Source organism: Amycolatopsis sp. cg9 (assembly GCF_041346945.1).
Lineage (GTDB): Bacteria > Actinomycetota > Actinomycetes > Mycobacteriales > Pseudonocardiaceae > Amycolatopsis.
In genome coordinates, this window is sequence record NZ_CP166850.1 from 2,246,468 (window position 1) to 2,264,886 (window position 18,419).

At 70.8% G+C, this 18,419-nt stretch carries 18 protein-coding genes; 3 read left to right on the forward strand and 15 right to left on the reverse strand.

The window, feature by feature from the left end:
* Nucleotides 1-4: 4 nt before the first annotated feature.
* From AB5J73_RS10470 to AB5J73_RS10515, 10 genes are all read right to left on the reverse strand, one after another.
* Nucleotides 5-745 carry an amino acid ABC transporter ATP-binding protein gene (locus AB5J73_RS10470; RefSeq protein WP_370973055.1) on the reverse strand — a complete coding sequence of 247 codons (741 nt, stop codon included), beginning with the start codon at nt 743-745 and terminating at the stop codon, nt 5-7.
* Entirely contained in the window at nt 742-1,509 is a 768-nt protein-coding gene (locus AB5J73_RS10475; RefSeq protein ID WP_370969499.1) for an amino acid ABC transporter permease, read from the reverse strand. The genes AB5J73_RS10470 and AB5J73_RS10475 overlap by 4 nt, the downstream gene beginning before the upstream one ends.
* A 6-nt stretch (nt 1,510-1,515) precedes the next feature.
* Nucleotides 1,516-2,295 carry an ABC transporter substrate-binding protein gene (locus AB5J73_RS10480; RefSeq protein ID WP_370969500.1) on the reverse strand — a complete coding sequence of 260 codons (780 nt, stop codon included), beginning with the start codon at nt 2,293-2,295 and terminating at the stop codon, nt 1,516-1,518.
* A gap of 7 nt (nt 2,296-2,302) precedes the next feature.
* The gene (locus AB5J73_RS10485) at nt 2,303-3,070 is read right to left on the reverse strand and encodes an ABC transporter substrate-binding protein (protein ID WP_370969501.1); all 768 of its coding nucleotides are present in this window, start codon (nt 3,068-3,070) and stop codon (nt 2,303-2,305) included.
* 1 nt (nt 3,071) lies between these two features.
* Nucleotides 3,072-3,890 (reverse strand): ABC transporter substrate-binding protein, encoded by an 819-nt coding sequence (locus AB5J73_RS10490; RefSeq protein WP_160694923.1) that lies wholly within the window; start codon nt 3,888-3,890, stop codon nt 3,072-3,074.
* A 114-nt stretch (nt 3,891-4,004) separates the two neighbouring features.
* Complete coding sequence (gene purB, locus AB5J73_RS10495) at nt 4,005-5,432, reverse strand: adenylosuccinate lyase (protein ID WP_370969502.1); 1,428 nt, start codon at nt 5,430-5,432, stop codon at nt 4,005-4,007.
* A complete protein-coding gene (locus AB5J73_RS10500) occupies nt 5,429-6,271 on the reverse strand; it encodes a DUF4380 domain-containing protein (protein WP_370969503.1) in 843 nt (280 codons plus the stop codon). The genes purB and AB5J73_RS10500 overlap by 4 nt, the downstream gene beginning before the upstream one ends.
* Complete coding sequence (dgoD, locus tag AB5J73_RS10505; RefSeq protein ID WP_370969504.1) at nt 6,265-7,410, reverse strand: galactonate dehydratase; 1,146 nt, start codon at nt 7,408-7,410, stop codon at nt 6,265-6,267. Before dgoD ends, AB5J73_RS10500 begins: the two co-directional genes overlap by 7 nt.
* Before the next feature lie 13 nt (nt 7,411-7,423).
* Nucleotides 7,424-8,107 carry an SDR family NAD(P)-dependent oxidoreductase gene (locus AB5J73_RS10510; RefSeq protein ID WP_370969505.1) on the reverse strand — a complete coding sequence of 228 codons (684 nt, stop codon included), beginning with the start codon at nt 8,105-8,107 and terminating at the stop codon, nt 7,424-7,426.
* 16 nt (nt 8,108-8,123) lie between these two features.
* Nucleotides 8,124-10,163: a hypothetical protein gene (locus AB5J73_RS10515; RefSeq protein ID WP_370969506.1), complete on the reverse strand. Its 2,040-nt coding sequence runs from the start codon at nt 10,161-10,163 to the stop codon at nt 8,124-8,126.
* Between the two features lie 112 nt (nt 10,164-10,275).
* On the opposite strand from AB5J73_RS10515, the gene AB5J73_RS10520 reads away from it, so the two are divergent.
* A complete protein-coding gene (locus tag AB5J73_RS10520; protein ID WP_370969507.1) occupies nt 10,276-10,893 on the forward strand; it encodes a bifunctional 4-hydroxy-2-oxoglutarate aldolase/2-dehydro-3-deoxy-phosphogluconate aldolase in 618 nt (205 codons plus the stop codon).
* Complete coding sequence (locus tag AB5J73_RS10525) at nt 10,886-11,887, forward strand: lactonase family protein (RefSeq protein WP_370969508.1); 1,002 nt, start codon at nt 10,886-10,888, stop codon at nt 11,885-11,887. Before AB5J73_RS10520 ends, AB5J73_RS10525 begins: the two co-directional genes overlap by 8 nt.
* Here AB5J73_RS10525 and AB5J73_RS10530 read toward each other — a convergent pair.
* The 4 genes from AB5J73_RS10530 to AB5J73_RS10545 are packed head-to-tail and all read right to left on the reverse strand — an operon-like array spanning nt 11,839 to nt 16,937.
* Nucleotides 11,839-13,890, reverse strand: a complete 2,052-nt coding sequence (locus AB5J73_RS10530; RefSeq protein WP_370969509.1) for an alpha-galactosidase — start codon at nt 13,888-13,890, stop codon at nt 11,839-11,841. The two genes, AB5J73_RS10525 and AB5J73_RS10530, sit on opposite strands and share 49 nt — an antisense overlap.
* A gap of 14 nt (nt 13,891-13,904) precedes the next feature.
* The gene (locus AB5J73_RS10535) at nt 13,905-14,723 is read right to left on the reverse strand and encodes a carbohydrate ABC transporter permease (protein WP_370969510.1); all 819 of its coding nucleotides are present in this window, start codon (nt 14,721-14,723) and stop codon (nt 13,905-13,907) included.
* Nucleotides 14,720-15,637, reverse strand: a complete 918-nt coding sequence (locus AB5J73_RS10540; RefSeq protein ID WP_370969511.1) for a carbohydrate ABC transporter permease — start codon at nt 15,635-15,637, stop codon at nt 14,720-14,722. The genes AB5J73_RS10535 and AB5J73_RS10540 overlap by 4 nt, the downstream gene beginning before the upstream one ends.
* A gap of 1 nt (nt 15,638) precedes the next feature.
* A complete protein-coding gene (locus AB5J73_RS10545; protein WP_370969512.1) occupies nt 15,639-16,937 on the reverse strand; it encodes an ABC transporter substrate-binding protein in 1,299 nt (432 codons plus the stop codon).
* 171 nt (nt 16,938-17,108) lie between these two features.
* On the opposite strand from AB5J73_RS10545, the gene AB5J73_RS10550 reads away from it, so the two are divergent.
* Nucleotides 17,109-17,810, forward strand: coding sequence for a FadR/GntR family transcriptional regulator (locus tag AB5J73_RS10550; protein ID WP_370969513.1), 702 nt, complete (start codon nt 17,109-17,111; stop codon nt 17,808-17,810).
* 4 nt (nt 17,811-17,814) lie between these two features.
* Here the strand turns inward: AB5J73_RS10550 and AB5J73_RS10555 are convergent, their stop codons facing one another.
* Entirely contained in the window at nt 17,815-18,405 is a 591-nt protein-coding gene (locus tag AB5J73_RS10555) for a TetR/AcrR family transcriptional regulator (protein WP_370969514.1), read from the reverse strand.
* Nucleotides 18,406-18,419 lie beyond the last annotated feature (14 nt).

Sequence of the window (18,419 nt, forward strand, 5' to 3'; positions counted from 1 at the left end):
GCGCTCAGAGCACCTGGGACAGGAACCGCTGCAGGCGCGGGCTCTGCGGGTCGTCGAAGAGCCGGGCCGGCGGGCCCTGCTCCACGATCTTGCCCGCGTCCATGAACGCCACCTCGTCGGCCACGCTCCTGGCGAACCCCATCTCGTGCGTGACCACGATCAGCGTCAGGCCCCGCGAAGCCAGCCCGGCCATCAGGTTCAGCACGCCCTTGACCAGTTCCGGGTCGAGCGCGCTGGTGGCCTCGTCGAAGAGCATCACCTCGGGGTCCATGGCCAGCGCCCGCGCGATCGCGACGCGCTGCTGCTGACCGCCCGAAAGCGCGCTCGGGCGGTACGGCGCCTTGTCCGCGAGGCCGACGTCGGCGAGGCGGGCGCGGGCGATCTCCGCCGCTTCCTCCTTGCCGATCTTCTTCACGCTGCGCAGCGGCAGCACGATGTTGTCCAGCACGCTCCGGTGGCCGAAGAGGTTGAAGTGCTGGAACACCATGCCGACGCGCTGGCGCAGCGCGTCCGGGTCGGCCTTGATCACGGACTCGCCGTCGAGCAGCAGGTCGCCGGAATCGGGCTCCTGCAGGCGGTTCACGCACCGCAGGAGCGTCGACTTGCCGGAGCCGGACGGCCCGATGACGCACGTCGTCTTGCCGTTGGGCACCTTGAGGTCGACCCCGCGCAGCACTTCGAGCGTGCCGAAGCTGACGTGGATGTCGCGCAGCTCCACGCTGGACGAGCGCACCGCCGTCGTCACCACGTGCTCACCCTCCCTCCGGGACCGATCTCGACCGGGTCGCTGTCGTCCGGGTCGTCGACGCGCACCTTGCGGCCGGTCCGGAGCTTCTTGTCGATGTAGTTGACCAGGTGCGTCAGCGGCACGGTGATCACCAGGAAGAACACGCCCGCGGCGACCAGCGGCGAGAGGTTGCCGGTGTTGGCCGCGAGGTCCTGGCCGATCCGGAACAGCTCGCGCTGCCCGGACAGCAGCCCGAGCACGTAGACGAGGCTGGAGTCCTTGACCAGCGCGATGAACTGGTTCACCAGCGCGGGCAGCACCCGCCGGACGCCCTGCGGGATGATCACCAGCAGCATCGACTTGGTGTAGCTCATCCCGAGCGCCCGGCTGGCCTCCATCTGCCCCTTGTCCACGCTCTGGATGCCGGACCGGAAGATCTCGCCGATGTAGGCGGCGGCGATCAGGGACAGCGCCAGGATGCCCATCGGGTACGGGTTCGTGCCGACGACGTCCCGCGCGAGCGTGCCGAGCCCCTGGCCGATCAGCAGGATCGTCAGGATGGCCGGCAGCCCGCGGAAGATGTCGGTGTAGATCCGCGCGGGCCAGCGCAGCCACCACTTGGTGGACAGGCCCATGACGGCCAGCAGCATGCCGAGCACGGTGCCGATCAGCGCCGAGGACACCGACAGGACGAGCGTGTTCAGCAGACCGGTCTTCAGCAGGTCCGGCAGAACCTGCGAAATGTAGTCCCAGTCCAGGAACGTGTTGACAAAATCGTCCATTGTGGACTACTGCCCCGCCTTGAACTCCGCCGGCACCGGCGCGGTCGGCTCGAACTGGTCGTGCACCTTGACCCAGGTCCCGTCCGCGATGACCTTCTTGAGACCGTCGTTGATCTTGCCGATCAGGTCGTTGTTGCCCTTCTTGAAGGCGAACCCGTGCGGGATGGTCGTGGTGATCGCCTTGGTCACCTTGAGCTTCGCGTCGGCGTTGTTCTTCGCGTAGTCCTCGGCGGTGGCCTGGTCGAACACCGCGCCGTCGATCGCGCCGGTCTTGAGCGCGTTGAGGGCGGCCGCGTCGTTCGGGAACCGGACGGCCTGCGCGGTCGGCGCGTTCGAGCCGAGCCAGGTGTCCGAGACCGTGCCCTGGACGACGCCGATCCGCTTGCCCGCCAACGAGTTCTCGTCGGTGATGCCGGCGGTCTCCTTGGCCTCGATGCCGAGGGACTGGTAGTTGTACGGCGCGGAGAAGTCGACGGTCTTCTTGCGGGCTTCGGTCTGGGAGATCGCCGAGCTGCCGATGTCGAACGTGCCGTTGGCGACCTGGCCGAGCAGCGCCGAGAACTCCGTCGCGGCGAACTCCAGCTTCAGGCCTTCCTTGGCCGCGATCGCCTTGAGCAGCTCGTTGTCGAACCCGGTGTAGTTGCCGTTCTCCTGGTAGGCGTTCGGCTTCGAGTCGCTCAGCGTGCCGACCCGCAGGGTCTTGCCGTCGCCGCTGTCCGAGCCGCCGCACGCGGTGAGCGCGGCCAGCAAGGTCGCGGTGAGCGCCGTGACCAGTGTCTTCTTCATGCTTCTCCTAACCCTGGAACCCGGCCGGCACCGGAGCGGTCGGCAGGAACTGCTGGTGCAGCTTAAGCCAGGTCCCGTCGGAGATCACCTGCTTGAGCCCGTCGTTGACCTTCCCGAGCAGTTCGGCGTTGCCCTTCTTCACGGCGAAACCGTGCGGCACGTCGGTGACGAAGCTCTTCACGACGACGAGCTTGGCGTCCGGGTTGTCGGTGACGTTCTTCTCGGCGATGCTCTGGTCGAGGATGTACGCGTCGACGGCGCCGGTCTTGAGCGCGGTCAGCGCGGCCGCGTAGTCGGGGAAGCGCACGGCCTGCGCGGCGGGCACGGTGCTGGTCAGCCAGTGGTCGCCGACGGTCGCCTGGATGACGGCGACGCGCTTGCCCGCCAGGCCCTTCTCGTCGGTGACCGGGGTGCCCTGCTTGGCCTGGATGCTCATCGTCTCGAAGTCGTAGGCCGCGGAGAAGTCGACCGTCTTCTTGCGCTCGTCGGTCTGCGCGATCGCCGAGCTGGCGATGTCGAAGCGGCCGGAGGCGACCTGCCCGAGCAGCGCGGAGAAGTCGGTCGAGGCGAACTCCAGCTTCAGGTTCTGCTTGGCCGCGATGGCCTTGAGCAGCTCGTTGTCGAAGCCGGTGTAGTTCCCGTCCTTCAGGTAGACGTTGGGCGGCGCGTCGCTCAGCGTCCCCACGCGCAGCGTCGAGGAAGCGCTCTCGGAACCCCCGCCGCACGCGGTGAGCGTGAGGGCGGCGGCCAGCACGGTGACGATCAGCTTCTTCATGTCACGCACCCGCGTTCTTGACCGGCAGCCCGGGGCCGCCCTGCTGGAGTTCCTTCGACAGCGGCGTGTTCTTGTAGAACTGGCCGTAGATCCGGGCGACCGTACCGTCGGCGACGGCTTTCCGCAGGCCGTCGTTGAGCTTGTTCAGCAGATCGGTGTTCGTCTTGGCGACCGCGAACGCCGACGGGGTGTCCTTGTCCTCGACCGTGTAGCCGAGCTCCAGCGGCACGCCGGGGTTCTGGTCCAGGTACTTCTGGCCGATGTCCTGCGGCACGACCCAGCCGTCGAGCGTGCCGTTCTTCAGCTGCGCGAAGCCCGCGTTGTAGTCGGGGAAGCGGACGACCTGCGCACCGGCGGTCTTGCCGGCGAGCTCGTCCTGCACCGAACCCTGGACCACGCCGAGGCGCTTGCCCGACAGCGCGGCGACGTCCTTGAGGTTGGCGCCCTTCGCCGTGACGACGGTGGTGAAGCCGGTGTTGTAGCCGTCGGAGAAGGCGACCGTCTTCTTGCGCGCCTCGGTGCTCGAGATCGTCGAGCTGCCGATGTCGAACTTGCCGGTCGCGACGCCGGCCAGCAGGCTGGAGAACTCGGTGCCGACGAACTCGACCTCGAAGCCCTCACGCTTGGCGATGTCGCGCAGCAACTCGTTGTCGTAGCCGGTGAAGCGGCCGTTCTCCAGGTAGATCGACGGCGGGGCGTCGCTCAGGGTCCCGACGCGCAGGGTCTTCGTCCCCGCGTCGGAACCACCGCAGGCGGCCAGGGTCAACGTCAGCGCGCCCGCGGTGAGGGCGGCGGCGATCTTGGACAGCGTGGATCTCATCGCTTCTTCCATGGTGAGGACTGGCGCTTCACAGCGCTCCGTGGTCAGCGATCGAGATTAGGGATTTCGCCCGTTCGAGTGGATTCGTTCCATTCTGTGGACGGGTGCGTCAGCTCACAAGATCGGCTGCGGCGCGTAGCCCGCCGCTTCGGGGAACCGCTCGAGCAGCTGCGTGACGCGCTCGGCCACCTGCGCCACCTGGCGCCCGGCCGTCCCGGTGAACGAGATCCGGTCGGCGAGGAGTTTGTCCAGCTCACCGCGGTCGAGCGGGATGCGCTCGTCGGCGGCGAAGCGGTCGAGGAGGTCGTTGTCGGCGCGGCCTTCGCGCATCTCGAGCGCGACGGCGACGGCGTGCTCCTTGATCGCTTCGTGGGCCGTCTCACGCCCGACGCCACCGCGGACCGACGCCATGAGCACCTTCGTCGTCGTCAGGAACGGCAGGTAGCGATCCAGCTCACGCTCGATCACCGCCGGGAAGGCGCCGAACTCGGTGAGCACCGTGAGGAAGGTCTCCAGCAGGCCGTCGAGCGCGAAGAACGCGTCCGGCAGCGCGACGCGGCGGACGACCGAGTCGGAGACGTCGCCCTCGTTCCACTGGTCGCCGGCCAGCTCGCCGATCATCGACAGGTAGCCGCGCAGCACGACGGCGAGGCCGTTCACGCGCTCGCACGAGCGGGTGTTCATCTTGTGCGGCATGGCCGACGAGCCGACCTGGCCGGGCTTGAAGCCCTCGGTGACCAGCTCGTGGCCCGCCATCAGCCGGATCGTCTTGGCCAGGCTGGACGGCGCCGCGGCGAGCTGGACCACAGTGGACAGCACGTCGAAGTCGAGCGAGCGCGGGTACACCTGGCCGACGCTGGTGAACCGGCGGTTGAAGCCGAGGTGCTGCATCACGCGGTCTTCGAGCTGGTCCAAAGTGGACTCGTCGCCGAGCAGGTCGAGCATGTCCTGCGCGGTGCCGACCGGGCCCTTGATGCCGCGCAGCGGGTACCGCTCGATCAGGTTGTCGAGCCGCTCGAAGGCGACCAGCAGCTCGTCGGCGGCGGTGGCGAACCGCTTGCCGAGCGTGGTGGCCTGCGCGGCGACGTTGTGCGAACGCCCGGCCATGACGGTGTCCGTGTGCTCGACGGCGAGCGCGGCCAGCCGCGCCAGCACCGCGGCGACGCGGGTGCGGACCAGCTCGAGCGAGCGGAGCAGCTGCAGCTGCTCGACGTTCTCGGTGAGGTCGCGCGAGGTCATGCCCTTGTGGACGTGCTCCTGCCCGGCGAGCTCGCTGAACTCCTCGATCCGCGCCTTGACGTCGTGCCGGGTGACGCGCTCCCGCTCGGCGATCGAGTTCAGCCGCACGTCGTCGACGACCCGCTCGTACGCCTCGACGACCCCGTCGGGCACCTCGACGCCGAGGTCCTTCTGCGCCTTGAGGACGGCGAGCCAGAGCTGCCGTTCGAGGACGACCTTCTGCTCCGGCGACCAGAGCGAGACCAGCTCCGCCGAGGCGTAGCGGGCGGCGAGCACGTTCGGAATGCGGGGCTTGTCCGTCACGCCCTAACGATACCTGTGCAGGTCAGGCTCATCGAAGCACCCGGGGCCAGCACGGTCAGCGGGCCGAGCACCTCCAGCTCGACGATCCGCGCCGGCGGGTCCAGGTCACCCAGCTCCGCGAGCGGCGAAGGCAGCGGGTGCTCCAGCCAGATCTCCAGCGGCGAGCCCTCGTCCGGGTACTCCCCGGCCGGATCCACGTCGAAGGAGAGCGTCAACGCCCCGTACGTCACCCACCCCGCCGTGCCCGGCACGCCCAGCTTGCCGACGACGTCCTGCGGCGGCACGACCAGCCGGTCACCGTCCACTGTGTACTCCGGCGTGCCGGTGCCCGCCACCAGCGCGACGACCTCGGGCGTCCGGAGCCCCGCGGTGACCGCGCCGCCGCCCGGGAGCTGGGTCACGTTCCACAGCGCCCAGCGCACCCGGCGCCCGGACACGTTCTCCGCGCGCAGGTCCAGCCGGTAGCCGTCGTCGAGGATCGTGATCGCGCGCGTGAGCCGCAAGCCGGTGCGCGGGTCCGGTGCGCTGGTCATGGTCACCGTGTCGCCGTTCGTCACCGCGGTGTACGGGCCGGAGTCGAGGACCGGGTCGGGCGGGCCGGGCCACTGGTCCGGACCATCCCACCCCTGCGGCGCGGGCCACGTCTTGTCGCCGCCGTAGTTGACCCAGTCGCCCATCCGGCCGGAGTTCGGGCCGTACTCGCCGCGCAGGTCGTCGCCGAGCAGCGCCGGGTCGCGCCAGAGCAGCTCGGCGTCGCGGTACCGCACCGACAGGAGCCGGCCGCCCAGCTCCGGGACCAGGCCGAGGCGCAGGTCGCCGCGCTCGAGCCAGGTCACCATTCGGCGAGGCTCCCGTCGTCGTGGCGCCACACCGGCGAGCGCCACGCGTGCCCGGTTTCGTCGGCGCGGCGGACGGCCGCTTCGTCGACCTCGATGCCGAGCCCGGGCTTCAGCGGCCGGGCCGCGTAGCCGTCCTGGAAGGCGAAGAGCGACGGGTCCACGAGGTACTGGTGCTCGCGGCCCTCGTGGTAGTGCATGCCGACGCTCTGTTCCTGGATCAGGAAGTTCGGCGTCGCGAACGCCACCTGCAGCGAGGCCGCCAGGGAGATCGGGCCCAGCGGGCAGTGCGGTGCGAGCGAAGCGCCGTACACCTCCGCGAGCGCGCCGATCCGCCGCAGCTCGGAAATGCCGCCGGCGTGCGAGGGGTCCGGCTGGACCACCGCGACGCCGGCGTCGAGCACCGGCTTGAACTCCCAGCGCGAGTAGAGCCGTTCGCCGACCGCGATCGGCACGGTGGACGCCTCGACCACCGAGCGCAGCGCGTCGCCTTGGGTCTCCGGCAGGATCGGTTCCTCGACGAACATCGGCTGGACCTCTTCGAGCAGCCTGACCAGCCGCCGGGCCATCGCCGGGGAGACGCGGCCGTGGAAGTCGATCGCCAGGTCGCGGTGCGGGCCGAGCACCTCCCGCGCCTCCCACGCGCGCGCCACCGCCGCCTCGGCTTCGGCGGGCGACGCGATCGCCGTCAGCGGGCCGGCGACGTTCATCTTCACCGCGGTGAACCCGGCTTCGACCTGCGCGGACACGGCTTCGCGGATGCCGGACGGCCGGTCGCCGCCGACCCAGCTGTAGACGCGGACGCGGTCGCGGACCGGGCCGCCGAGCAGCTCGTGGACCGGCGCGTCGCGGACCTTGCCCGCGATGTCCCACAGCGCGTGGTCGTAGCCCGCCAAAGCACTCGAAAGCACCGGCCCGCCGCGGTAGAAGCCGCCGCGGCGCAGCACCTGCCAGTGGTCCTCGATCCGCAGCGGGTCCTGGCCGATCAGCAGCTCGGACAGCTCGTGCACGGCCGCGCGCACGGTCTCCGCGCGGCCCTCGACCACGGGCTCGCCCCAGCCGCAGACGCCCTCGTCGGTGCTGAGCTTGAGGAACAGCCAGCGCGGCGCGACCAGAAACGTTTCAACCCCGGTGATCTTCACCCGTGTCCCCCATCTACGCGGAATCCTTGGCGGCGGACCAGCCGCCGTCGACGGTCAGCTCGGCCCCGGTGACGAACGACGCGGCGGCCGAGAGCAGGAAGGCGATCACGTTCGCCACCTCGGCCGGGTCACCGAGCCGGCCCACCGGCGTCGCCCGCGCGCTGCGTTCGCGGTCCGCCGCCGAGATGCGGTTCCAGGCTTCGGTCAGCACCGGCCCCGGCAGCACGGAGTTGACGCGCACGTCGGGCGCGTATTCGACGGCCAGCTGCCGGGCCAGCGCGACCAGCGCGCCCTTGCTCGCGGCGTACGCGGGGTGGCCCGGCAGCCCGAAGTGGGCGTGCACCGACGAGACCAGCACGACCGCGCCGCGCCGTTCGCGAAGGGAGGGCAGGCAGGCTTTCAGCGCGAGGTACGTGCCGGTCAGGTTGACGTCGAGCTGGCGCTGCCACTCGGCGCGGTCGATCTCGTGCAGGGGCCCGGTGCTGGGGACGTAGGCGTTGCTGACCAGGGCGTCCACCTCACCGATGCCGGCCCAGGTCGTTTCGTCGGTGACGCTGCCCCGGATCGGGACGACGCCGTCGGGGAGTTCGGCGATGTCCACGCCCAGCACGCGGTAGCCGTCTGCGAGGAGCTTCCGGGCGGTCGCTTTGCCGATCCCGGACGCCGCTCCGGTCACCACCGCGGTGCGCGTGGACATCGCCGCTCTCCTGTTCCTAGAACTTCGCTACGTGGACATGGTCGTCCGGTCCGCGGGCGGCGAACCACAGCGACGCGCCGTCGGCCGCCGCCCCCAGGGTGCCCACGATGCTCCCGCTCGGGTACTCCGGCCGCTTGAACCAGCCCGCCCAGGAGCCGGTCCAGTCGTTGGCCCACAGCGTGTAGTCGCTCGCGGACGCGGTGAGCGCGACCTTCGCGCCGACGGCGACGAGCGTCGGGCTGCTGCTGACCGTGCCGCCGATGGACGTCCAGTCGGACCAGCTGCCGCCGGTCTTCGTGCGAGCCCAGACGCTGTCGTCGGCGGTCCGGACGGCGACGACCGTGCCGCTCGTCGACGTCGCCGCGCCGGGCCGGCCGTAGCTCGGCTTGCCACCCGGGGCGCCGAGACCGGACCACTGACCCGTGCTGGTCCGCTGCCAGACCTGACCGTCGGCGCCACGCGCGAAGACCGTTCCGTCGGTGGTCGCGGACGGCGAGTCGGTGAGCGTGCCGCCGAGCCGCTTCCAGTCGCCCCAGCTCTTCTGGTAGCTGCGCTGGTAGAGGGCGTTGTCGAGGCCGCGAACGTAGACGTCGACGCCGGTCGCGGTGGCGATGGCGGCGGGCTGGCCGAGGAACCCGCCGCCGACCTGGCGCGGCCCGTCGAGACCGGTCTGCTGGAGGTTCCCGGCGCGGTCGCGGAAGAACGTGACGGTCTTCCCGCCGGTGCGGACCACCGCGGGGCTGGCCGACGCGGGCCCGGCCACGTCGGCGCCGGGGACGAGGTCGGTGCCGTGCAGGCGCAGGAACGCCGTTCCGTGCGCGGGCACGGTGACCGAGTACTCGCCGGTGGCGCTGCCGCGGTCGGCGCGGGCCCGGAGGTCGCGAACGGACACCCGGCCGGTGAGCCCGGCGTCGGCGAACTGGAGCGTCATCCGCGTCGGCGCCTCACCGCGGTTGAGCAGCACGACCGCGCGGTCGCCGGAGCGGGAGAGGACCTTGCTGTAGGTGTCCGTGGTGCCGGTCGTCGCGACGCGGACGCCCTGGGTGCCGAGGCCGTCCTGGTTGACGCCGATGATCTCCGGGTTCTTCAGGGTCTTGAGCATCGACGGGGGCAGCGTGCGCGGGTCCGAGCCGAGGATCAGCGGGGAGGCCATTTCCGCCCACATGACGAACTGGGTGGTCGACTCCTCTTCGTTCAGCTCGTAGGTGCCCTGCTCGGTCTTGCGCATCGGGATCAGGTAGTCGGGGTCGTTGTAGTGGCCGGGCCCGTTCGCCTCGGGGTGCGCGGCGTTGGCGTCCATGTTGCGCAGGACGTCCTTCCAGATGCCTTCGTACGGCGTGCCGAACGCGATGTCCGTGCTGGTGCGCCAGGAGTCGGCGACGAGCGGGCCGTAGCTGTAGGCGATGCCGGCGACCTGGTCCGGGCCGTGCGGGACGCCCCACTCGTCGGTGACCGGGTTGCAGACGTTCAGCACCATCGGGCGGCCCGCCTTCGCGAGGGCCCGGCTGAACTGCGTGAACGCCTCGGCGGGCTTGAGGTTCTGGGCGATGCCGCAGAGGAAGTCGACCTTGACCGCGTCGAACTTCCAGCTCGCGAAGCGCTTGGTGTCCTGCTCGTAGTAGCCGCCGGAGCCGGCCGCGCAGTTCTTGCCGTCGGAGGCACCCGCGTCGGTGTAGATGCCGGCCTTGAGGCCCTTGCCGTGCAGATAGCTGACCAAAGTGGACAGTCCGCTGGGGAACTTGGCGGTGTCCTCGTGGAGGTTTCCGCTCGCGTCACGGGGTTCGGGCGCGGTCCAGCCGCCGTCGATCCAGACGTAGCGGTAGCCGGCGTCGCGCAGGCCGCCGGCGACGAGGAAGTCCGCGACGGACTTGACGGACGCCTCGCTGGGCGCGCCGAGGCCGTAGTAGGTGTTCCAGCCCATGTACGGGGTCCTCGCGACCCCGCTGTCGTAGTAGTCGGGTGCGCCTTGGTCTGCCGCCGGGGTCGCGTGCGCGGGTACCGCCGTGCAGGTGGCGGCGACCGCGGCGACCACCGCGAGGGTTCTCTTCAGGAGCATGTGCCGGACGCCTTTCTCCGGTGAACTGCGAGCCGGGAGCAGCATGCCGGGGCGCCTCGGCCGCCGTCAAGAATAAATCCTAAATTAAGATTTCACGCGGTAGGCTGGCCCGATGAGCTATCGATGGGAGATCACCGCGAACGCGTTGCGCCAGGGCGTCGTCGGCATCGTCCGGACGCACGACGCGGAATCGGCGGTGTCCGCGGCCCGCGCGATCCTGGAGGCCGGGTTGCGCTCGGTGGAGCTGCCGCTGACCAACCCCGGCGCGCTCGACGCGATCTCCGGGCTCTCGGCGGCCTACCCGGACGCGACGATCGGCGCCGGCACCGTCCTCGACGAGGCCTCCGCGGTGCTCGCGATCCGCGCGGGCGCCCGGTTCCTCGTGTCCCCGTCGGTCGACGCGGGCGTGATCCGCACCGCTCACCGGTACGGCGCGGCGGCGTTCCCGGGCGCCGGCTCGGTGACCGAAATCGTTCAGGCGCTGACGGAAGGCGCCGACGCGGTGAAGGTGTTCCCGGCCTCCGCGTTGTCGCCGTCGTGGGTGTCGGACGTGCGGGCGGCGCTGCCGCAGGCCCCGCTGGTACCCACCGGCGGCATCGCGCCGGAAGACGTGCCAGGCTGGCTGGCAGCGGGCGCGGTGGCGTGCGGGGTCGGTTCGGCGCTGACCCGGGGCACCGCCGCGGAGATCGCCGCCCGGGTCGGAACGCTGTTGAGGAGCGCGCATGGCTGAACTGGTCTTCGTCGGGTGCTACACCGGTGAAGCGGGGAACGGCACGGGGATCACGACGTTCTCCCGGTCCGCCTCCGGTTCGCTGACGGAAGTGGCGTCGCTGCCGCTGGAGTGTCCTTCGTGGCTGGTGCGGCACCCGTCGCTGCCGGTGCTGTACGCGGTGAACGAGACCGCGACCGGGTCCGTGACGGCGTTGTCGTTCGACGCTTCGGGCTCGTTGTCCGTGCTCGGCGCGCTGGAGACGGGCGGGGCGCACCCGTGCCACCTGGCGGTGACCCCGGACGGCCGGTTCCTGCTGTGCGCCAACTACACCGGCGGCAGCCTCGCGGTGTTCTCGCTGTCGCCCTCGGGCGCTTTGCTTTCGCGGACCGCGCTGGCGCAGCACACCGGCAGCGGGCCGCGCACCGATCGCCAAGAGGCGGCCCACGTCCACATGGCGCTCCCCGGCCCGGGCATCGTGAGCGCGGTCGACCTGGGCACCGACGAGATCCGCAGCTACACGCTCACCCCGTCGGGCGGCCTGGAACCGCTGGCGGTGTCTTCCCTGCCGCCGGGCACCGGCCCGCGCCAGCTGGTCCGGCGGCCGGGAACGGACCTCGCCTACGTCGTCGGGGAGCTGGCCGGCACGCTGGTGACGGTCCGGGAAACGGCCCCGGGCGCGTTTTCGGTGGTCGCTTCGACCGCGTCGACCGTCAAGCCGCCTTCGGTGCCGAACCTGGTGGCGCACGTGGAACTGGCCGACTCGCGCCTGTACCTGTCGAACCGCGGCCCCGACTGCGTGACGGAGTTCGCCCTCGACGAGGCGGCCGCGGTGGCGGACCAGCCGTGCGGGGCGAATCCCCGGCACTTCGCGTTGGTGGACGGGACGTGCTACGTGGCGGCGCAGTCGGAGGACGCGATCACGGCGTTCACGCTGACCGCGTCCGGGGAGTCGGAGCTGCGGTACTACCCGACGGGGTCACCGACGTTCGTGCTGCCGGTTTCCCTGCCCTGACGGCGCAGGACCACGACGTCGGCGTCGTGGTCCGCCGTCCAGTCGAACGGGAGGCCCGCGTACTTGAGGTGCGCACCCGAGTACCGGGCCCCCTTTCCGTCCACATAGGACGACTCCGCGCACACCGCGAGCCGCACCCGGGAGGACCGGGCCGGGGTCAGTGGGGCCCCCGTCAACGGGCCCGTGCTCCACGCGAGCACGACCACCGTGTCGCCGTCCTCCGAGGTGTACTGCGTGGCCGCGGTCGGCGCCGTGGGGGCCGACCGCACCCGGGCCGTGCCGTGGTGGAGCACGTCGCGGATCGACTTGTACGCCGTGATCAGCGCGGCCGCCTCGGAATTCTGCGCCGGGGTCCAGCGTGAGAGATCCGCGCCGATGCCCAGCACGCCCGCCATCGCCGTGACGAAGCGGAAGCGCAGCGAGCGGGGGCGGGGGTCGAAGACGCCCGGGGAGTCCGTCACCCAGGAGCTCATCAGGTGCGGTGCGTGCATCAGCAGGAACCCGTCCTGGATCGCGAGGCGGTCCAGCGGCCCGGTGTTGTCGCTCGGCCACACCACGTCCGCGCGGGCCACCGTCGCCAGGTCGGTCCGGCCGCCGCCGCCCGCGCACGCCTCCACCGTCACGTGCGGGTGGGAAGCGCGCAGGTGGTCCAGCACCGACAGGTACCCCGCGACGTGCTCGGCGTCCAGGTCCGCGAACGGCGAGCCCGGGCGGCCGCGTTCGGTCGGCGGGCGGTTCATGTCCCACTTCAGGTACGAAATCGGATACGTCGTCAGCAATGAGTCCAGAGTGGACTTCACGAAGTCCACCACCGAAGGAAGCCCCAGGTCCAGCAGCAGCTGGTTGCGGATCAACGTCAGCGGGCGGCCGTCGATGCGGTACACCCAGTCCGGGTGCTCCGCGTACAGCCGTGACTTCGGGCTGACCGCCTCCGGCTCGACCCACAAGCCGAACTCCAGGCCCAGTTCCCGCACCGAGTCGACGAACGCGCCGAACGCCGGTTCCGCGGGCGTCCAGTCGCCGAGGCCGCCGGTGTCGTCGTCGCGGCCGGTGAACCAGCCGTCGTCCACCACGAACAGCTCGACGCCGAGGTCCGCCGCCCGCTTCGCCAGCTCCAGCTGGTGCGAGGCCCGGACGTCGAAGCCGGTCGCCTCCCACGAGTTGTACAACACCGGACGCGGGCGCTGCCACCGCGAACCCGCCAGGACACGGTCGTAGTCGTGCCACACCGCGGCCAGTCCCGCCAGTCCGTCCGCACTGGACGCCAGAGCGACGCGCGGGGTGGCCAGGGTGGCACCCGGTTCCAAGAGAACCGGGCCCGGTGAGGGCAGCCGCCCGGCCCGGACGCGCGTCAACCCCGAAGGCTCGACGTCCGCCTCGATGGACCACGAACCCGGCCATTCCAGCGAGACGCCGAAAGCGGGCCCACCGGACGCGTCCTGCACCGCCAGCCACGGCACGTGCGCGTGCCCGGGGACGCCGAAGCGGCTCTCCATCCGGAAGCCGCCCGCGGGCAGGTCCAGCGAGCGGCGGGTGAACTCCTGCGACCACTGGCCGGTCAAGTACGTCAAGCGGGCGCCGGAAACCGTCGGCACGCAGACGCCCGCCGAGCCGAGCCGGTCGAACTCCAAAGTGGACGATCCCGTGTTCTCGAACTCGACCCAGCGGGTGAGCACGTCGGTCTCCGGGACCGCGCGGTAGCAGAGCACGGCCCGCAAGCCGGAAACCTCGTCCACGAAGGCCAGGCGCAGGTCAGCACCCGAAGAAGCCGAGTCGAACCGCCACCACGAGCCACCGCGCACGGCGACGTCCGCGCCGGAGAACGGGCGCAGGCCCAGCGGGGCGTACTCCACCGGCGCCGCGTCGGCTTCGGTGATGAAGTGCACGGCACCGCGGTTGGCGAACACCGACGGCCCGTCCTCGATCCCGGCCGGTCCCCACGCGATGAGCTCGGCCCACCGGGCGGACGGATCCAGCGCCACGGTGTACGAAGTCGTCGCCATCGACACGGTCCACGTCACTTGATCGCCCCGATCGCGAGCCCGGAAATGAAGTGCTTCTGGAACCGCAGGAACACGGCCACGGTCGGGACGGCCGCGAGGACCGACCCCGCCGCGATCACGTTCCAGTTGGACACGTACTGCCCCTGCAGGCCGAGCAGCGCCGGCGTCACCGGCATCACCGAGCCGGTGCGCAGCACGGTGATCGACCACAGCAGGTCGTTGAACGTCCAGGTGAACGCCAGCGCGCCGAGCGCCGCGAGCGCCGGGCGGGTCATCGGCAGGATGATCCGCCAGAAGATCTGGACGACACCGGCGCCGTCGATCAGCGCGGCCTGCTGCACCTCGTCCGGGATCGACCGCATGAACCCCTGCAGCACGAACGTGTAGAACCCCAGTCCGAACCCGACCTGGACGACGATCAGCGCGGTCAGCGTGTCGTAGATGCCGAGCAGCTCGGCCAGCTTCGCCACCGGTACCAGCAGGATCTGCGGCGGCAGCAGGTTGCCGGACAGCATCACCAGGATCAGCGTGCGGCGAAACGGGATCGCGTACCGGCTCAGCGCGAACGCCGCCGCCGCGCTCAGCAGCAGCGCGAGCAGCACCGTCGGGATGGTGACGAGCAGGCTGTTCAGCATCGCGTGCCCACCGCCGCCCTCGCCCCACGCCTGGCCGAAGCCGTCGAGCGTGAACGACGAAGGCAGCGCGCCCAGCCCGTTCGACGCGATGTCCGGAAAGGACCGGACGCTCGTGGTCAGCACGAGCAGGATCGGCAGCAGCCACAGCACCGCGAGCCCGCCCGCGACCAGGTGGAAACCGAAGGTCCGCGGCTTCACGAGTCCTCCCGGAAGGCACGCACGAGGTAGGTGACGATCACGCCGAACGCCAGCACGAAGATCACCACGGCCAGCGCGGACGCGTAGCCGAGCCGCAGCGACTGGAACGCCGTCGCGTACATGTACGTGCTGAGCAGCTCGGACGAGTGGTACGGCCCGCCCTTCGTCATCGACCAGACGACGTCGAAGGAGCGCAGGGAGTCGATGATGATCACCGACAGGACGACGGAGTTGACGCTGCGCAGCTGCGGCCACGTCACGTTGCGGAACTGCTGCCACGCGGTGGCACCGTCCAATTTGGCCGCCTCGTAGAGCGCCGGGTCGATGCCCTTGAGCCCGGCCAGGTACAGCACCATGACGTACCCGACCTGGCGCCACAGCGCCGGCACGAGCACCGCGTACAGCGCGGTCTTCGGGTCGGCCAGCCACGAGTGCTGCCAGCTTTCCAGCCCGAGCGCGCCGAGCACCTTGTTGAAGACGCCGTCCGGCTGGTAGATCACCTGCCAGATCAGCGACGTCGCGACCAGCGAGAACACCACCGGCGTGAACAGCGCGGCCCGGTAGAACCCGACCCCGCGCCGCTCGCGCTGCAGGAGCGTGGCCAACGCGAGCCCGCCGGCCGCCGAGAGCCCGCCGAAGAGCACCAGCCAGATCACCGTGTCCAGCGCGGCGGTCTTGAAGATGTCGTCGGAGAACATCTCGGCGAAGTTCCCGAAGCCGACGAACGCCGGCGCCGAGACGCCGTCCCAGTTCGTCAGCGCCAGGTAGAACCCCTGCAGCGCGGGCCAGAACACCCAGAACCCCTCGACCAGGAGGGGTACCAGGACGAACGCGAGCAGCACGGGCGAGACGCGGCGACGGCGCTTCGGGGCCCGCGCCGCCGTCTTCGGCCGTTCGGCGGTCAGCACCGCCATGTCAGGACTGCCAGACCTTCTGCGCGGCGGTCTGCCAGTCGGCCAGGATCGAGTCGAGCTCGTTCGGCTTCTGGATGAACCGGATCAGCGCGGCGTCGGCGGTCGGCTGCAGCGCGTCGGAGGAGTCGCGGTTGAAGAACTGCGTGATCTCCTTGGCGTCCGCGAGCATCTTCCGTCCCTTTTGGACCAGTGGTGTGCCGGTGTCCTTCGCGGACGGGTTGGTCGGCAGCACGGTGCCGGAGGAGTTCTTGATGTAGAGCTCCTGCGCCTCGGCGGTCGCGACGTAGGAGAACCACTCCTTGACCTCGGCGACGTGCGGCGTGCGCGCGCTGGCGAAGAAGCCGTCGGTCGGGCCCTCTTCGGCGACCGGCACCGCGGGGTCGAGGATCGGGAACTGGAAGAAGTCGAGGTCGCCGAGCGCGTCCTTCGGCGCGGCGTCGGCGAAGAACGTGCCGGTCAGGACCATGCCGGTGCGGCCCTGCAGCAGCACGGTGGTGGCGTCCTGGAACGCGATCGCGGTGCCGTTCGGGTCGAAGTACGGCAGGGCCTGGCGCCACGGGTCGAAGACCTTCTTGACGCGCGGGTCGTCGAAGCGCTGCTTGCCCGCGAGCAACTCGCGGTGGAAGGGCGCGCCGTTGATCCGGATGTTCAGGTAGTCGAACCACGCCGACGCGGTCCACGGCGTGTTGCCGCCCGCGCCGAGGCCGATCGGCGCGATCCCCTTGCCCTTCAGGGTTTCGCAGAGCGCGAGGAACTCGGTCCAGTTCGTCGGCGGCTGGACGCCCCACTTCGCGAAGTTGGACTTCCGGTAGAAGAAGCCCCACCAGTAGTAGGACGTCGGGACGAAGACCTGGTGCCCGGCACCGTCGCCGGAGAGCGCGCGGAAGGCGGCGCTGTAGCCGTCCATGGTCTGCCAGACGTCGCCGATGTCGAGAAGCAGGCCCTTGCGGGCGTAGCCGGACAGCAGCGAACCCGGGTACCACGTGTAGGTGTCGGGCGGGTTGGCCGCGGTGAGGTAGCTGGGCAGCTGGGTGCGGAAGGTTTCCGACGCCACCGTGTTCACGGTCGCCGTCGCGCCGCCCTTCTCGCCGAACGCCTTGGCCAGCGCCTCGATGGCCTTCTTGGCTTCGGGCGAGGACAGGTTCGACTGGACGGTGACCGCGCCGGCGGCCTGCTTGACCGGGCCGTTGGACGCGGAAGTGGCGCAGGCGGCGAGGAAGCTGCTCGAGCCGATGGCCCCCAGCCCGGCGAGGCTCGCGTTGCGCAGGAAACGACGGCGGGACAGGCCGGCACTCGTCATGTCGTGACCCCTTTGTCTTGGCGCGCTGTCTAGGTGCCCGCACGGGCGTGACTGCTGCCAAAGAGTGCAACCGGGCGCCGCCGCTGTCAAGATGTATTCATAATTTATGACGACTTCGCAGGCAGCGTAGGATGACGGTCCGCCAGTCCGCCAGCTGAGAGGGCCCCTCCATTGACCGAACACCGGCCACGCGGGTTGCACGGCCAGACCGTGGAGGCACTGGCCAGCCGGATCCTCTCCGACGAGTGGGGCGAGGGAACCGTCCTCGACCTGCCGGCACTGCGCGAAGAGCTCGACATCAGCCTGACCGCGCTGCGCGAAGCGCTGAAAGTGCTGGCCGCGAAGGGCATGATCGACGCCCGGCAGAAGCGCGGCACGTTCGTCCAGCCGCGCGAGAAGTGGAACATGCTCGACGCCGACGTGATGCGCTGGCAGACCGCGGCCGCCGACGACCCGGGCCTGCTCGACGAGCTCACCGAAGTCCGCGCGGTCGTGGAGCCCGCCGCGGCCCGGATCGCCGCCGGGCGCGCGTCGGAGGAGGACGTCGAGGGGCTGCGGGAAGCGCTCGCCGACATGGCCGCGGCCGCCGGCGACGCGGAGGCGAGCGTCCAGGCCGACCTCGCCTTCCACCGGCGGCTGATGGCCGCCACCCACAACAACTTCCTGATGCGGATGGAGCGGGTCATCGCGATCGGCCTGGCCGAGCGCGACAAGCTGGTGCACGGGGCGTCATCGGCGGAGGACCCGGTGCCGAGCCACCGGAAGGTCTTCGACGCGATCGTGTCCGGCGACCCCGCGGCAGCCGAGCAGGCGATGCTGGCCCTGGTCACGAAGTCCCGCGACGACCTCGAGCGGGCTCAGCGCAAGTCGTGAGCGCTCAGGCCAGCGCGGCCTGGAGCATGCGGGCCGCGGCCGCGCGGGGTTCGGGGTCGATCTCGATCAGCGCGTTCACGACCGCGCCGTCGACCAGGGCGATCAGCCGCTCGAGGTCGGTGGCGGAGACCGGCGTGCCCGAGCGGGCGAAGATCTCCGTCAGCAGCTCGTTGAGCTGGGCCGACAGCGTCCGCATCAACGGCCGCAGGTAGGGCCGGCGGCCGGTCGCGACCAGCCGCTCGTAGCGCAGGAGGACGGCTTCGGCGTCGGCCTCCGGGTCGCCGCTCTCCGGGCCCAGCAGCATCTCCAGCACCAGCTCGACCGTCGCCTGCACGCCGCGGTTGCGGGTCGCCAGCTCCTCGAGCCGGCGGCGACCCGTCTCCAGCTCGGCGTTCGCGTGGTGCTCGACGGCCGCCGTGACGAGCTCCTCGAGCGAGTCGAAGTAGTACGTCGTCGACGCGAGCGGCAGGCCGGCCCGTTCGGCGACCGCCCGGTGCCGGACGGCGTCGAACCCGCCCTCGGCGAGCAGCTTCGCGGCGGCCTCGACGAGCGCGGCGCGGCGTCGCTCCCCCTTCGGGGTGGTCGCTCCGGTCATGGCCGGTCATTCTG

Excerpts from the sequence above, each read along its gene's own strand:
- AB5J73_RS10515 (WP_370969506.1), bottom strand. The coding sequence starts at position 10,163 with ATGCTCCTGAAGAGAACCCTCGCGGTGGTCGCCGCGGTCGCCGCCACC.
- AB5J73_RS10525 (WP_370969508.1), top strand. The coding sequence starts at position 10,886 with ATGGCTGAACTGGTCTTCGTCGGGTGCTACACCGGTGAAGCGGGGAAC.
- AB5J73_RS10475 (WP_370969499.1), bottom strand. The coding sequence starts at position 1,509 with ATGGACGATTTTGTCAACACGTTCCTGGACTGGGACTACATTTCGCAG.
- AB5J73_RS10490 (WP_160694923.1), bottom strand. The coding sequence starts at position 3,890 with ATGAGATCCACGCTGTCCAAGATCGCCGCCGCCCTCACCGCGGGCGCG.
- AB5J73_RS10530 (WP_370969509.1), bottom strand. The coding sequence starts at position 13,890 with ATGGCGACGACTTCGTACACCGTGGCGCTGGATCCGTCCGCCCGGTGG.
- AB5J73_RS10520 (WP_370969507.1), top strand. The coding sequence starts at position 10,276 with ATGAGCTATCGATGGGAGATCACCGCGAACGCGTTGCGCCAGGGCGTC.
- AB5J73_RS10545 (WP_370969512.1), bottom strand. The coding sequence starts at position 16,937 with ATGACGAGTGCCGGCCTGTCCCGCCGTCGTTTCCTGCGCAACGCGAGC.
- AB5J73_RS10500 (WP_370969503.1), bottom strand. The coding sequence starts at position 6,271 with ATGGTGACCTGGCTCGAGCGCGGCGACCTGCGCCTCGGCCTGGTCCCG.
- AB5J73_RS10480 (WP_370969500.1), bottom strand. The coding sequence starts at position 2,295 with ATGAAGAAGACACTGGTCACGGCGCTCACCGCGACCTTGCTGGCCGCG.
- AB5J73_RS10485 (WP_370969501.1), bottom strand. The coding sequence starts at position 3,070 with ATGAAGAAGCTGATCGTCACCGTGCTGGCCGCCGCCCTCACGCTCACC.
- AB5J73_RS10540 (WP_370969511.1), bottom strand. The coding sequence starts at position 15,637 with ATGGCGGTGCTGACCGCCGAACGGCCGAAGACGGCGGCGCGGGCCCCG.
- AB5J73_RS10510 (WP_370969505.1), bottom strand. The coding sequence starts at position 8,107 with ATGTCCACGCGCACCGCGGTGGTGACCGGAGCGGCGTCCGGGATCGGC.
- AB5J73_RS10555 (WP_370969514.1), bottom strand. The coding sequence starts at position 18,405 with ATGACCGGAGCGACCACCCCGAAGGGGGAGCGACGCCGCGCCGCGCTC.